The organism is Mesorhizobium sp. WSM4935 (assembly GCF_029625735.1).
GTDB lineage: Bacteria > Pseudomonadota > Alphaproteobacteria > Rhizobiales > Rhizobiaceae > Mesorhizobium.
The window spans coordinates 684,087-698,341 of the sequence record NZ_JARTVR010000002.1 but is presented as its reverse complement, the minus strand read 5'-3'; the positions used below and the strand labels follow the sequence as shown (position 1 = coordinate 698,341).

Here is a 14,255-nt window from a genome sequence, read left to right as displayed (position 1 = left end):
TTCCCAGGTGTTTCCGGCAACGGAGGAACAGATATGCAAGGTGCAAGGTTGCGCGAGCCCCCGGCTGGCGGTTATGCGGGATCGAGATTTCCTGACGAAAGGCAGAACCGATGAAGGTCGTTTCCACATCAAAATCGCATGGTGGCATCCAGGGCGTCTATTCGCACGCTTCCGAAGTCTTAGCCTGCGACATGACCTTCGCCGTCTTCGTGCCGCCCCAGGTCAAGAACGGACCGTGTCCGATCCTGTGGTATCTGTCGGGCCTTACCTGCACGCACGCAAATGTCATGGACAAGGGCGAGTACCGGCGGATGGCATCCGAGCTCGGGCTGGTCGTCGTGTGTCCCGACACCAGCCCGCGCGGGTCCGACGTTCCGGACGAGAAGGACAATTGGCAATTCGGTTGCGGCGCCGGCTTTTACCTCGACGCGACGCAAGAGCCCTATGCCAAGAACTACGGGATGTATTCCTACATCGCCGAGGAATTGCCCCCGCTCGTCGCCGCCAATTTTCCGGTCGACATATCACGGCAGGCCATCTTCGGCCATTCGATGGGCGGACATGGCGCGTTGACGATCGCGCTGAAGAATCCGGAGCGCTACCGGAGCTGCTCGGCCTTCGCGCCGATCGTACAACCGTCGACGGCCGGCTGGTCGCGGCCCGCTTTCGAGAAGTACCTCGGAGCGGACGAAAAGAGCTGGCGCGCCTATGACGCGACGCTGCTGATCGAGGATGGCAAGCGATATCCGGAATTCCTCGTCGACCAAGGCACGGCGGATGGCTTCCTGCAGGACGGTCTGCGCCCATGGCTGCTGGAAGAAGCATGCAAGAAGGCAGGCATCGATCTGACCTTGCGCATGCAGGAAGGCTACGACCATTCCTACAATTTCATCTCGACCTTCATGGACGATCATCTGAAGTGGCATGCCGCGCGGCTTACGTGATTGTCGTCGGCGAAATGTGCGCCCGGCCGCTCTCGGAAGGGCTATTCCGCGCCAGCTCTGGCTGAGAATCGCGCGTTCACCTTCTGGTGAGCGCTAGGATTTCAGCAGGAACATTCGCCTTTTTGCGCTGTTAAGCCCGAGCAGCAGCGCGGAAAGGAGCTTCCGCATGGATAACCCGCGATCCACGGCAAGCATAGCCGGCCATCCCATCCACCCCATGCTCGTAACCATCCCGATCGCCTGTTTCGTCGGGACATTGCTGACCGATATCGTCTATTGGTGGACGGCCGAAATGACCTGGGCCAATTTTTCGGCCTGGCTTGTAACCGTCGGTGTCATCGTCGGTATCCTGGCTGCCATCGCGGGGCTGACCGACTTTCTTGGCGGCCGCAGGATACGCGCTCAGCGGACCGCGTGGCTGCACATGGCGGGCAATATCGTGGCGCTTGTTCTGTCCTTCTTCAACATGCTGATCCACACGCGCGATGCCTGGACGTCCGTCGTGCCGACCGGGCTGATCCTCTCGGCGCTGGTGGTGATCATCCTGCTCTTCACCGGCTGGCTCGGCTGGGGCCTGGTCTATCGCCATCACGTAGGAGTGGCCGATGAGACGGTTTGACAGCGATCTAAGATGGCCGATTGCGGCGCTTTGCTGCGCAATGGCTTTGGGCCTTGCCGCCTGCAGCGACGACAACACCGACCCGAACGTGCAGATCGGCCCCAATCCGAAGCTGCCGGAGATAACCCAATACCTGTTCCCGCCTATGCATCTGGCCTCGGTGGTCGGCTGGAAAAACGATGAGAAGCCGACCGTCGCGCAAGGCTTGCAGATCGAGGCGCTGGCCAAGGGGCTCCAGCATCCGCGCTCGCTTTACGTGCTGCCCAATGGCGATATCCTGGTGGTGGAATCCAAGGCGCCGAACGAAGCATCGGTCAAACGGCCGAAAGACATCATCATGGGCTGGGTCGAAAGCTGGGTCACTTCCGGCGGCGATAGCGGGCCAAGCAACCGCATCACGCTCTTGCGCGACACCAATGGCGACGGCAAGCTGGATTATCAGGGGGTGTTTCTCGACCACCTCAACTCGCCCTTCGGCGTGGCGCTGGTCGGCAACGATCTCTATGTCGCCAACACGGACGCGATCGTGCGCTATCCCTACCAGCCGGGCGACACCAAGATCACGGCGCCGGGCAAGGTGCTGACGGAACTGCCAGGCGGACCGATCGATCACCACTGGACGAAGAGCCTGGTGGCGAGCCCTGACGGCTCGCTGCTCTATGTCGGCGTCGGCTCGAACAGCAACATTACCGAGAACGGCATCCAGGCCGAGAAGGACCGCGCCGCGATCTGGGAGGTCGACCGCGCCACCGGCCGCTGGCGCATCTTCGCCAGCGGGCTGCGCAACCCCAACGGCCTGTCGTTCGAACCGGAAAGCAAGGCGCTTTGGACAGTGGTCAACGAGCGTGACGAGCTCGGGCCGAACCTCGTGCCGGACTACATGACCTCGGTGAAGGACGGCGCCTTCTATGGATGGCCCTACAGCTATTACGGCCAGCATGTCGATCCACGCGTCATGCCGCAGCGGCCGGACATGGTGGCCAAGGCCATCCCACCTGACTACGCGCTGAGCTCGCATGTCGCGCCGCTCGGGCTTGCTTTCTACACCGCAAACAGCCTGCCGCAATCCTATCGCGGTGGCGCCTTTGTCGGCGAGCATGGCAGCTGGAACCGAACTCGCTTCAACGGCTACAAGGTGGTTTTCGTGCCGTTCAGCGGCGGGCATCCGAACGGCATGGCGCAAGACGTCGTCACCGGCTTCCTCAACGACAAGGGCGAGGCGAGGGGTCGTCCGGTCGGCGTTGCCGTCGATAAATCCGGTGCGCTGCTGATTGCCGACGATGTCGGCAACACCGTGTGGCGGGTCACCGCGGCTGGGCCCGGATCCACGTAAGAACCTGGCTCAATCCCCGACATCGAACGGGCCATGTCGAGGAAGGCGCGCACCAGCTCGCCGTCGCTGCGTTCGCGCAGGCAGATTAACGCTTCGTCCATCAGCGTCTCCGGCGCGTCGATCGTAATCGGCACCAGCCGCGCATCATGGCCGAACTCCGCCGCCGAGACGAAACCGACGCCGGCTCCAGAGGCGACGATCTCGCGCACCGCCTCGCGGCCTTCCGCTTCGATGGCGGGTTTCGCCTGCCGCAGTGGCTCGACCGCCTCGGAGAGCCAGGCCCCGAAACGTCTGTCGCCCTTTGCAAAGTTCTGGAGACGCATGGTCGGGATCCGCAAAGTCCAAAGTTTGGGCCGGTCATGCGGGAGGCTGCGTTTCAAATTTCAAGATGCCGGAAATTGTCGGCTGCCTGGCGCGGTGGCTCAGCCGAAGCGCTTCGCGGAAAATTCGGCGGCCGATGGCACACCTCGCCCCGCGATGAAGCCGGCGATCCAGCGCGCCGTCGCCGGGGCGAGCGTCAGCCCGAGATGGCCGTGGCCGAAGGCGTAGATCACGTCCGGCGATTTCGTCGAGGGACCGATCACCGGGCGGGAGTCCGGCAGCGACGGCCGGAAGCCAAGCCATTGCGACGATGGCCGGCCGAGATCGGGGAAGAACTGCCGTACGCCGCGATCGAGCAGCGCGAGGCGGCGCGGATTGGGCGGCGCGTTAAGCCCGCCGAGCTCGACGGTGCCGGCAACCCGCAGCCTGCCGTCCATCGGCGTCATGTAGAAACCGAGATCGACCGGGCAGACCGGGCGGTTGAGCAAAGGCGCCGTGGTCGGAAATTCGAGATGGTAGCCGCGCTCGGTGTCCAGCGGGATACTGTCGCCGGCTTGGTCAGCGAGCGGGCGAGATCGCGCGCCCGCCGCAATCACCACTTTTTGCGCCGTGACGGAAAGGTCCCGGCCGCTCAGCCGCATGCCGCCGGCACCCGCCGCGAGGCCGGTCACGCTCGCGCGCATGAATTGCGCACCTCGGGCTGCGGCAGCGGCAGCCAGCCGCGCCATCACCGCCCCGGGGTCGCTGACATTGAGCGAATCCGGGAAATAGAGGCCTTTGGCCTCGAACGCCGCGAGCCGCGGTTCCAGCGCGGCCACCTGGTCGGCGGTCAGGACCTGCTGATGGACACCGAGCTCGGCCCGCAAAGCCCGCCCGCCTTCGGAGGCGGCAAAATCGCCGGCGCGGCGGTAGACATAGAGGCAGCCGTTTCGGCGCATCAGATCCTGAAGCCCGGCCTCCTGCACCATTTCGCCCCAGGCCGGCAACGCTTCGGCGAGCAGACCGGCGAGCGCCAGCGCATTGGCGCGGGTTGCCGCCGGCAGCGACTGCCGGACAAAGCGGATGAGCCATGGCGCGAGCTGGAAAAGCGCTGCCCAGCGCAACGAGAACGGACTGTCGGGATCGAGCAGCAGCTTCGGCAAAGCCCGCAGCACACCGGGATTACCGACCGGCATGCAGGCATATTCGGCGATTGTCCCGGCATTGCCGAACGAAGCGCCCGAGCCGGGCTCGTTCGGGTCGATGAGCAGGACCTCGCGACCCTCGCCAGCGAGGCGCAGGGCGCTCGCCAGACCCACGACGCCGGCGCCGATGATGGCGATCTCGACGGATTTCGGCGCGGAGGTCATGGCCTTAGACGAAGCCCGGCAGTTGCAGGTGGCCGGCGGCGAGCAACTCGGCCATGGTGGTGAGCGCCGAGCGCAGGTCCTCGAGCGAGCGCGCCGCGCCGACATTGATGCGCACGCCGTGCTGCACCGGCTCGCGCCCGACGGCGAAGGCGTCGCCCGGCAACACGGCGACACCACGCTCCAGGCAGGTGCGGGCAAAGCCGGCGCCGCGCCAGGGCTCCGGCAGGCGCAGCCAGGCATGAGTCGATGTCGGATGCGCCTGGATGTCGAAGCGACCGAGGATTTCGCTCAAGATCGCTTGGCGCTGGCGCAACTCCTGTTTCTGGATATCGATGATACGGCCGGCGGCACCTTCCTCGATCAGCCTGGCGCCGATCAGCGCCGTCAACGGGCTTATGCTCCAGCAATTGATGCGCAGCGCCGCCGCGATCTGGCCGGCGATCGGGCGCGGAGCGATGACGAAGCCGAGGCGCAGGCCGGGCGCCAGGCATTTGGACAGCGCGCCGAGATGGATCGTCAGCTCGGGTTCGAGGCTGGCGAAGGAGATCGGCGGATCGTCGGCCAGGGGCCGGTAGACGTCATCCTCGATGATCAGCACATTGTGGCGCCGCGCGACAGCGGCCAGTTCATGCCGGCGCTCCTCGCTCAGCGTGATCGTCGTCGGATTGTGCAACGTCGGCACCAGGAAAACGGCACGCGGGCGAAGCTGCGTGCAAGCGGCCTCGAAGGCGTCCGGGCGCATGCCGCCGCGATCCATGGCGACGCCACGCAAATCCAGCCCGTGGACCCGGCACAGCGCGTTGATCCCCTGATAGGTCACCTCGTCGGCAAGTATCACCTCGCCATCCCTGGTCACGGCGCCAAGCACGCAGTCGAGGCCATGCTGGGCGCCGGCTGCCAGCACGACACGGCCAGGGTCGCCATCGCCTGCGACCGATTTCAACCAATCGGCGACCGCCGCGCGTCCCCAAAGCGGCCCCTCCGGCGGATGATAATCCTGCAGCGAGGCGTAGTGGCGATCCTTTGAAAGGCGCGGCATCAGCGCCGCGACCGCGTCGAGATAGGCTGACGTGGGCGGCCGGTTGACGGAGAGGTCGATGATGCCGCTCTGGTCGCTCGGCGCCGACACGAATCCTGGACGTTCGACAATGTCGCGGGCAGCGACCGTCGTGCCGCGTCCAGGGCGTGCCTCGAGCAGGCCCTGCTCCTGCAGGGTGGACAGCGCCCGCGTCACGGTCGTGACGTTGATGCCCAGGGCGCGCGCGATCTCGCGCTGCGGCGGCAGCCGGTCGCCCACGGCGAGCGTGCCCGCGGCGATGCGTTCGGCGATTGCGTCGGCCAGACGGCGATAGACCGGGCTTTCATCCTCGGTGAGGCGAAGATCTTCGAGCATGAAGGATTCGAACTGCGGCTGACGTCTCACTTTGTCGGGCATCTAGCACAAGACAATGATCCATACAATAGAACTTGTCCGGCACAAGGCCGAGAAAAATTATCACACAATGCCGCAATTTTTCGACTTGACGGGCAAAGTTGTCCGCATTTATGGTCGATTTCAGCTTAATTGTGTGACCATACAAGTCGGACGGCGCTGTTTCGGCAGGCCGTACCCGGGAGGACGAAGCATGGATCGCAAACCACGTAACGAATCTCTCGACGGCAGCCGGGATTGCCCGCGATGAGCGTCGGCCAGGCCTTTGCACCGACCGGCGGAGCAGCGGTTGCGCATTCCGCGCAGACGAGCGCCGGCCAAGGCTTCGTCGAATTCGCTGACGTCGAGAAATCTTATGACGGCCGCAGCTTCGCGGTGACGCGGATGAACCTCACCGTCGCTCGCGGCGAATTCCTGACGCTGCTCGGTCCGTCCGGCTCCGGCAAGACGACGACGCTCAACATGCTCGCCGGCTTCGAGCGGCCGACGCATGGCACGATCACGCTGGAAGGACAGCCGGTCGATCGCTTGCCGCCTTACCAGCGCAACATAGGCATGGTGTTTCAGAACTATGCGCTGTTCCCGCATATGACGGTCGAGGAAAATGTCGGCTTCCCGCTTTCCGTTCGCCAGGTGAGCAAGGCCGACATCGCGTCTCGAGTGGGTCGCGCGCTCGACATGGTGCGGCTGAAGCAATTCGGGGACCGCCGGCCGGCGCAGCTTTCCGGCGGCCAGCAGCAGCGCGTGGCGCTGGCTCGCGCGCTGGTGTTCCAGCCCAGCCTGGTGCTGATGGACGAGCCGCTCGGCGCGCTCGACAAGAAACTGCGCGAGCATATGCAACTCGAGATCAAGCAGATCCACACGATGCTGGGCGTCACGATCGTCTATGTCACGCACGACCAGAGCGAGGCGCTGACGATGTCTGACCGCGTCGCGGTCTTCAACCAGGGCGACATCGCCCAACTCGGCTCTCCGGATGATCTCTACAACGCTCCGCAAAGCTCTTTTGTCGCGAGCTTCATCGGCGAGAACAATACGCTGGAGGGCGTGGTCGATCGCGTTTCGGGAGAGCAATGCCGCGTTCGGCTGAATGGCGGCGGCGAGATCACCGCGCTGGCGGTCGGGGTGACGCAAGGGAGCCCCTGCCACGTCGCCGTCCGGCCCGAGCGGCTCAGCCTCTCGGCCGCCGCCAATGGCGGCAACGCGCTATCGGCGACCGTCGATGGGCGCATCTATCTCGGCGATCACCTGCGCCTTCTGGCTAGGCTCGCCAACGACCAGGTGCTGACCGTCAAGGTCGGCCCCGAAGCGACGATGGCAAACGGCGAGACCGTGACGGTCTCCTGCGCGCCCAACGATTGCCGCGCCTTTCCGGTCGATGCCGGAACGGGCGGCGCCATTCCAAAACAGGGGAAACCATCATGAAACATGTGAGGACACATCTCATCGCGCTCGCGGCCGCCACGGCCTGCGCGACCATCGCCGGCGCCGCTTTCGCCGAGGAGCTGTCGATCATGGCAAGCGGCGGCGCCTGGCAGGATGCGCAGCGCAAAGCCTGGTTCGAGCCGTTCGCCAAGGAAACCGGCGCCAAGATCCTCGAGCAGGAATATCTCGGCGATCTCGGCAAGGTGAAAGCCATGGTGGAAACAGGCAATGTGCCGATCGACCTGGTAACGGTCGAGACCGCGACCGTGCTGCAGGGTTGCGACGCCGGCATCCTCGAGCGGCTCGACTATTCCAAGATCGCACCGCGCGACAAATTCATTCAAGGGTCGGCGCTGGATTGCGGTGTCGGTCTCGATGCTTATGGCGACATCCTCGCCTATGACCCGACCGTGCTCAAGGAGGCGCCGACCTCGGTGCTCGACCTCTTCGACACGACGAGATTCCCGGGCAAGCGCGCCATGCGCAAGTTCCCGGCGCAGAACCTCGAATGGGCTCTGATGGCCGATGGCGTCGCACCTGCCGACGTCTACAAGGTGCTGGCAACGCCGGAGGGCGTCGACCGCGCCTTCAAGAAGCTCGACACCATCAAGAAGGACATCGTGTGGTGGGATGCCGGCGCGCAGCCGGCGCAACTTCTGGCCTCCAAGGAAGTGGTCATGACAACCGCCTGGAACGGCCGCATCCAAAACGCCATCGACACCGACAAGAAGCCGTTCAAGATCGTCTGGAACAACCAGATCCTCGAATACGATATGATCAGCATTCCGAAGGGCGCCCGCAATACGGAGCTCGCCTACAAATATCTCGCCTATATCAGCGAGCCCAAGAACAACGCCAAACTCGCAAGCTACATCACCTATGGCCCGGTTCGCACCGACGCGGCGTCCTTCGTCGCTCCCGACGCGCTGCCGAAGCTGCCCAATGCTCCCGACCATCTCAAGGGCGCCTATCTGGTGGCCGATACCGAGTTCTGGGGCGACTATGGCGAGGACCTCGTCAAGCGCTTCAACGCCTGGCTCGCCCAGTAGGACGGCGAAATGTCGGCGCTCCAGCCCAGCGAACTCGACCGGGCGACGCTGGCCCGCGACCGGTCAGCCGCCGACACGGACCTGAAATCCGTGTCGGCGGCGCTCCGGCGCGCCGAATTCGGCGACCGGATGCGCTCGCTGGTTCTGGCGGCCCCGCTGCTCATCCTTCTGGCGCTGAGCTTCGGCATCCCGATCGTGCTGCTTCTCTCGCGCGCCGTCTACGACCCGACCATCGCCGACGCCTTGCCGAAAACCGCGCAGGCATTGGGCAACTGGAACGGCCAGGGAATGCCGGGCGACGACGCCTTCGCCGCGTTGGCGGCGGACCTGAAGGAAAACCAGGCCAAAGGCACGGCCTATGAGCTGGCCAGGAGCCTTAATGCCCGCCTGCCAGGCGCGCGCAGCCAAGTGCTGAAGACGGTGCGCAAGCTCGAAAGCGCCGACGGCCCGGCCGCGCTCGGCGCGGTGAAGTCGGTGCCGTTCTGGTCTGCGCCGTCGACCTGGCCGGCCATCCGGAGCGGCACCCGCAGCCTTACCTCCTTCTATCTGCTCAGCGCGCTCGATCTGCGCTGGAATGCCGACGGCGGCATCGAGCAGGTGCCGCCCGAACAGGCGATCTTCATCCAGGTGTTTCTGCGCACCTTCTTTGTCGCCGCATCGGTGACGCTGGCAACGCTGATCCTCGGTTTTCCGCTCGCCTATCTGATCGCCAACGTGCCGAAGGGGCTGGCGGCCATCCTGATCGTCGCGGTGCTGCTGCCGTTCTGGACCTCGATCCTGGTGCGCACCGCCGCCTGGACGGTGCTGTTGCAGAAGTTCGGACTGGTCAATGATTTCCTGCTTCTGATCGGCGTTACCAGCGACCGGGTCGACCTGATGTACAGCCGCATCGGCCTGATCATCGCCATGACGCATATCCAGCTGCCGTTCACGCTGCTGCCGATCTACAGCGTCATGCGCACCATTCCAGCCTCGCAGATGAAGGCGGCCTATTCGCTGGGCGCCAGACCCTTCACCGCCTTCCGCCGCGTCTACATTCCGCAGGTGTTCCCGGGCGTGATGGCCGGCTGCATGCTCACCTTCATCCTGTGCCTCGGCTATTACATAACCCCGGCGCTGATCGGCGGGGCGAGCGACCAGTTGATCAGCAATTTCATCGCCAATTACGTCAATGTCGAACTGAACTGGGAGATGGCGGCGGCGCTGTCCTTCATCCTGCTCGTCTTCACGCTGGCGCTGTTCGGCATCTTTGCCCGCGTCCTCGGCCTCGACCGCCTGAAGCTGGTATAGCCATGCTGCTGTCTCCCTATCCCACAACAGGCGAACGCATCCTCATCACGCTGCTGTGGATCTGGTGCGGGCTGGTCATCCTGTTCCTGCTGGTGCCGATCCTCATTCCGGTGCCGCTCTCCTTCAACAGCGGCGCCTTCTTCATCTTCCCTCTGGAGGGGATCTCGACGCGCTGGTACGAGGTGGTGCTCGGCACGCAGCGCTGGCAGTCGGCGATCGGCAACAGCCTGATCGTCGCCTTCGGCACGACGGTGATCGCGACGACACTCGGCACGCTGACGGCGATCGCGCTGTCCGACGAGAAATTCCCCGGACGTCGCATCATCATGCCGCTGCTGTTGTCGCCGCTGATTGTACCGGTGGTGATCACCGCAGTCGGCTCGTATCTGTTCTACGCCCGCGTCGGGCTCGCCAGCACCTATGCCGGCATCATCCTGGCGCATACCGCGCTGGCCAGCCCTTTCGTGGTGGTGACGGTCGGCGCCAGCCTCACGGGCTTCGACCGCAACCTGATGCGGGCCGCGGCTATCTCGGGCGCCAGGCCGCTGACGTCGTTCTTCCGCGTCATGCTGCCGCTGATCCTGCCCGGCGTGCTCTCGGGAGCGGCCTTCGCCTTCGTCACCTCCTTCGACGAAGTGGTCATCGTGCAGTTCCTGGCCAGCGCCAGCCAGCGCACGATGCCGCTCGAAATGTTCATCGGACTGCGGGAGAAATTGAGCCCGGCAATTACGGCAGCGGCAACCTTGATGATGGGGCTGTCGATATTGTTGCTCCTGGTCGCCAACATCCTGGCGCGGCGTGGGCGCAAGGCCCCAGCCTAAATTAGCTTACGCAATTCCGGACGGAAGGCTACGGCGGAGGCGCCGAGCCTAACCGCTTCGCACTTTTCCTGGAATTGCTCGGCCCCGCGGCCATCGGGCAGGAACGATCTCGCGGCTGACGCATTTTGCCTCGCGTCAGCAGCCGAGGGACCAAATGCGCATAGCTCATGTCGCGCCGCTCTATGAATCCGTGCCGCCGAAACTCTATGGCGGGACGGAGAGGATCGTTTTCTATATCACCGAAGCGCTGGTCGGGCTCGGACACGACGTGACTCTGTTCGCGAGCGGCGACAGCGAGACTTCGGCCAGGCTGGCGCCTGGACGCGACCAGGCGATACGCCTCGATCCGCGGCCGAAGAAATCGGAGATCGCCGCGCATCTGGCGATGCTTGCCGATGTGCGCGAGCGTGCCGGCGAGTTCGACGTCATCCATTTCCATCTCAGCCACTTCCTGCATTTTCCTTTCTTCGAAGAGATCGCCGGGCGGACCGTGACGACGCCGCATGGCCGGCTCGACTATGTGGATCTGGCGCCGGCCTACAAACGCTTTCCGCGTTTCCCGATGATCTCGATTTCGCACAGCCAGAAGCGTGGCCTGCCGGATGCGAACTGGCTTGCCACGATCCATCACGGACTGCCGCTCGACGCCTACCAACCGACTTATGAGCCGCAGCCGGAGGAACCATATCTTGTCTTTCTCGGGCGCCTGTCGCGCGACAAGCGGCCGGACCGCGCCATCGAGATCGCGCGCCGGTCCGGGTTGAAGCTGAAGCTGGCGGCCAAGATCGGCGACGACGACCGCGCCTATTTCCGCGACAACATCGAGGCACTCATCGACGGCGACCGCGTCGATTATGTCGGCGAGATCACGGAAAACGAAAAGGCCGCGTTTCTTGGCGATGCGGCGGGCCTGCTGTTCCCCATCGACTGGCCCGAGCCGTTCGGCCTCGTCGCGATCGAGGCCATGGCCTGCGGTACGCCGGTGATTGCGTGGAACCAGGGCGCCCTGCCGGAGATCGTCGATAACGGCGTCACCGGCTTCGTCGTGGACAGCGTGGACGGTGCGGTCGCGTCGATGCCCGCGCTTCTCGATCTCGACCGGCGGCAGGTGAGGGCAGCCTTCGAGAAAAGGTTCTCGGCGACAAGAATGGCGCGCGACTATCTTGCTGCCTATATGCGTCTGACCGGCACGCCGGAGGCCAAAGCCTCCTGACCTTGATGCCTAGAGCCGGATGATTTCAGGTCTGTTCGACCTGAAATCCGGATCCGACTCTAAATCAAAGAGATAGAGCATGATGTCGCCCGAAAGCCGCTTCACACTTTTCGGCATCATGCCTAGGGCGGGGCAAACAAAGAGGTGACGAATGATGGAGCTCGACGAGCGCAAGCTCGATCCCGCCGTAGCCCTTTCCTCACTCGACGAGACCGCGCCGCGGGAACCGCATCGGCTTTTTGCGCTCAAGCAGGGCGACTGCTTCGCCGTGGCCGATGCCTATGGCGATATCAGAGGGTCGGGCGACGGCTTCTTCCGCGACGACACCCGCGTGCTTTCCGAATTCCGGCTGACCGTCGGCGGCAGGCCGATGTCGCTGCTCGGAGCCTCGCTCAGCCAGGACAATGTGCTGTTCACGTCCAACCTCACCAATCTGCCGATCCAGAGTGCCATAGGCCGCGATATTCCGCAGGGTGCGATCCATATCGAACGCGTCAGGCTGCTGTGGCAGGACAGGCTGTTCGAGCGCATCACGCTTTCCAATTATAGCCGCGAGCATTCGACCATCACCGTCTCCCTGCATTTTGCCGCCGACTTTCGCGACATGTTCGAGGTGCGCGGCTCGACGCGGGTGAAGCGCGGCACGACGCATGTCGCCAAGACCGATAAGACTTCGGTACTGCTCGGCTATGACGGTCTGGACGGTCTGCCGCGGCTTTCCGCGATCTCCTTTTCGCAGGCACCCGACCAGTTGAGCGACAATCGCGCCGATTTCCTCATCGCGGTGACCAAGCGCAGTCAAAAAGTGCTCTATATCGAGGTTGGTCCCGAGGTCGCCGATCCGCCCGATCGCGACCGCTTCCGCGCCGCGGCGGCGCGGGCCCGCTTCGGCATGCGCGCCAAGCGCAGGCATGGCGCCACGGTGCACAGCTCGGGCCGCGTCTTCAACGATTGGGTCGAACGCGCCCGCGCCGATGTGGCGCTGCTTACCACGGAGCTTCCGACGGGGCCCTATCCCTATGCCGGCATCCCGTGGTTCTCGACGGCATTCGGCCGCGACGGCGTGATCTCGAGTCTGCAGATGCTCTGGCTCAATCCCGGGCTGGCGCGCGGCGTGCTGGCTTTTCTAGCCGAGCATCAGGCGACGGAGACCTCGCCCTTCAGCGATTCCCAGCCCGGCAAGATCATGCATGAGACGCGCAAGGGGGAGATGGCGACGCTGCGCGAACTTCCTTTCGGCCGCTATTATGGCGGCGTCGACACCACGCCGCTCTACATCCATCTGGCTTCCGCCTATGCCGACCGCACCGGCGACATGGCCTTCATCGACAAGCTTTGGCCTTCGCTGAAAGCCGCCGCCGAATGGACGGAGGAGGCGAGCCGCGCCACCGGTTTCGTGACCTACCAGCGCGCCGCCGAGTCGGGCCTCGCCAACCAGGGCTGGAAGGACAGTTTCGATTCGGTTTTCCATGCCGACGGCCGCATCCCCAAGGGGCCGATCGCGCTGGTCGAGGTGCAGGGCTATGTCTTCGCCGCCTTCCGCGGCATGGCGGCGCTCGCACGCCGCCGCGGCGAATTCGCGGACGCCGAGCATTGGGAGGGCCGCGCCGAGGAAATGCGGGTCGCCGTGGAACGCGACTTCTGGCTGGAAGACATGAACTTCTACGCCTTGGCCATCGATGGCGAGGGCCAGCCCTGCAAGGTGCGTACCTCAAATGCCGGGCACCTGCTTTTCGTCGGATTGCCGCAGCCCGAGCGTGCCAAGCTGGTCGCCGACCAGCTGCTGTCGGCATCCTTCCATTCCGGCTGGGGACTGAGGACGCTCGCCGACGACGCGGTGTTTTTCAACCCGATGTCCTACCACAACGGCTCGATCTGGCCGCATGATACGGCGCTCTGCGGCGTCGGCCTCGCACGCTACGGCGAACGCGACAGTGTGGTGCGGCTGATGAGCGGCACGTTCGAGTCGGCCGTGCATTTCAACATGCGGCTGCCGGAACTGTTCTGCGGTTTCGCCCGGGCGCCCGGCGAGGCGCCCATCGCCTATCCTGTGGCCTGCCTGCCGCAGGCCTGGTCGGCCGGCTCCACCTTCATGCTGATGCGGGCATGCCTGGGGCTGGAGATCGATGGCTGGCAGGGTGAATTGCACGTCACGCGCCCGAGGCTGCCGATCGGCATCGACACGCTTATGATCAGGCACCTGACGGTCGGCGACAAGACGATCGATCTCACCTTCCAGCGGGTCGGCGACCGCGTCGGCGCCTTTCTGTCCGATCGGCATGAAGGCCAGGTGCCGCTCATCGTGCGTACATAAACAAAGCGCTGCAACCCTGCGTTCAACGGCCGAAAATGTCGGAACTGATCGCTGGTTTGTGCGTTCCAGACCTACCCCGGTCCGCCCGTCTGCGGCCGGCAAGAACGAAAACAATGAATAGACGGCCGGAGGCGACCTGGCATTT

Annotated in this window: 11 protein-coding genes and 1 pseudogene; 9 read left to right on the top strand and 3 right to left on the bottom strand. The window is 64.4% G+C overall.

Going from position 1 to position 14,255, the window contains the following annotated elements; all coding sequences use genetic code 11:
- Nucleotides 1-110 precede the first annotated feature (110 nt).
- From fghA to P9273_RS07515, 3 genes are all read left to right on the top strand, one after another.
- Nucleotides 111-944, top strand: a complete 834-nt coding sequence (fghA, locus tag P9273_RS07525; RefSeq protein WP_278048310.1) for an S-formylglutathione hydrolase — start codon at nt 111-113, stop codon at nt 942-944.
- A gap of 166 nt (nt 945-1,110) precedes the next feature.
- Nucleotides 1,111-1,563 carry a DUF2231 domain-containing protein gene (locus P9273_RS07520; protein ID WP_040996094.1) on the top strand — a complete coding sequence of 151 codons (453 nt, stop codon included), beginning with the start codon at nt 1,111-1,113 and terminating at the stop codon, nt 1,561-1,563.
- Nucleotides 1,550-2,896, top strand: coding sequence for a PQQ-dependent sugar dehydrogenase (locus P9273_RS07515; protein WP_278048309.1), 1,347 nt, complete (start codon nt 1,550-1,552; stop codon nt 2,894-2,896). Before P9273_RS07520 ends, P9273_RS07515 begins: the two co-directional genes overlap by 14 nt.
- 17 nt (nt 2,897-2,913) lie before the next feature.
- Here P9273_RS07515 and P9273_RS07510 read toward each other — a convergent pair.
- From P9273_RS07510 to P9273_RS07500, 3 genes and pseudogenes are all read right to left on the bottom strand, one after another.
- Nucleotides 2,914-3,138, bottom strand: a pseudogene (locus P9273_RS07510) (LysR family transcriptional regulator substrate-binding protein); the annotation flags it as partial.
- Between the two features lie 180 nt (nt 3,139-3,318).
- Entirely contained in the window at nt 3,319-4,566 is a 1,248-nt protein-coding gene (locus P9273_RS07505; protein ID WP_278048308.1) for an NAD(P)/FAD-dependent oxidoreductase, read from the bottom strand.
- A 4-nt stretch (nt 4,567-4,570) separates the two neighbouring features.
- Nucleotides 4,571-5,959 (bottom strand): aminotransferase-like domain-containing protein, encoded by a 1,389-nt coding sequence (locus tag P9273_RS07500; RefSeq protein WP_278048307.1) that lies wholly within the window; start codon nt 5,957-5,959, stop codon nt 4,571-4,573.
- Between the two features lie 285 nt (nt 5,960-6,244).
- On the opposite strand from P9273_RS07500, the gene P9273_RS07495 reads away from it, so the two are divergent.
- From P9273_RS07495 to P9273_RS07470, 6 genes are all read left to right on the top strand, one after another.
- Nucleotides 6,245-7,423 carry an ABC transporter ATP-binding protein gene (locus P9273_RS07495; RefSeq protein WP_278048306.1) on the top strand — a complete coding sequence of 393 codons (1,179 nt, stop codon included), beginning with the start codon at nt 6,245-6,247 and terminating at the stop codon, nt 7,421-7,423.
- Entirely contained in the window at nt 7,420-8,472 is a 1,053-nt protein-coding gene (locus P9273_RS07490; RefSeq protein ID WP_278048305.1) for an ABC transporter substrate-binding protein, read from the top strand. Before P9273_RS07495 ends, P9273_RS07490 begins: the two co-directional genes overlap by 4 nt.
- 9 nt (nt 8,473-8,481) lie before the next feature.
- Nucleotides 8,482-9,762 (top strand): ABC transporter permease, encoded by a 1,281-nt coding sequence (locus P9273_RS07485; RefSeq protein WP_278048304.1) that lies wholly within the window; start codon nt 8,482-8,484, stop codon nt 9,760-9,762.
- Nucleotides 9,763-9,764: 2 nt separating this feature from the next.
- Nucleotides 9,765-10,583 carry an ABC transporter permease gene (locus P9273_RS07480; RefSeq protein ID WP_278048303.1) on the top strand — a complete coding sequence of 273 codons (819 nt, stop codon included), beginning with the start codon at nt 9,765-9,767 and terminating at the stop codon, nt 10,581-10,583.
- A 154-nt stretch (nt 10,584-10,737) separates the two neighbouring features.
- The gene (locus tag P9273_RS07475) at nt 10,738-11,796 is read left to right on the top strand and encodes a glycosyltransferase family 4 protein (RefSeq protein ID WP_278048302.1); all 1,059 of its coding nucleotides are present in this window, start codon (nt 10,738-10,740) and stop codon (nt 11,794-11,796) included.
- A gap of 151 nt (nt 11,797-11,947) precedes the next feature.
- Nucleotides 11,948-14,110: an amylo-alpha-1,6-glucosidase gene (locus tag P9273_RS07470; protein WP_278048301.1), complete on the top strand. Its 2,163-nt coding sequence runs from the start codon at nt 11,948-11,950 to the stop codon at nt 14,108-14,110.
- Nucleotides 14,111-14,255 lie beyond the last annotated feature (145 nt).